This is a genomic window from Lactobacillus sp. C449L (assembly GCF_059900815.1).
The window spans coordinates 1-399 of sequence record NZ_JBWXGA010000428.1; the positions used below are offsets into that span (position 1 = coordinate 1).

The following is a 399-nucleotide window of genomic DNA, read 5'->3' on the forward strand; positions in this document are numbered from 1 at the left end:
GCGATGGAAGGACTGGGAGATCGAGCTTGCCGAGGACGTGGCCTCCCGCGTCTGGGAAGCGGTCGAGCGCGTCCAGACCGAGCAGCGGCTGCGCGAGAGCGAGGACCATTACCGCCATGCGGTGGAGCTCAACCCGCAGGTGAGCTGGACCGCGCGCCCCGACGGCCGGATCGACCGCGTGTCGCAGCGCTGGATGGAGTGGACCGGGACGCCCGGCACCGGCGAAAGCTGGATGGAGGGGCTTCACCCGGACGATCGCGCGCGCACCTTCGAGGCCTGGCGCCGCTGCGTCGCGAGCGGCCAGCCCTATGACGTCGAGCATCGCATCCAGCGCCGCGACGGAAGCTACCGCTGGGCGCGGTCGCGCGCCTTCCCGCGCCGCGACGCCGGGGGCGAGGT

The 399-nt window shown here is 72.9% G+C and carries 1 protein-coding gene; it reads left to right on the forward strand.

Annotated elements, in window-relative coordinates; genetic code table 11:
- The coding region (locus AC2JF9_RS10115) for a PAS domain-containing protein (RefSeq protein ID WP_500727509.1) at positions 1–399 on the forward strand (399 nt) is incomplete at both ends.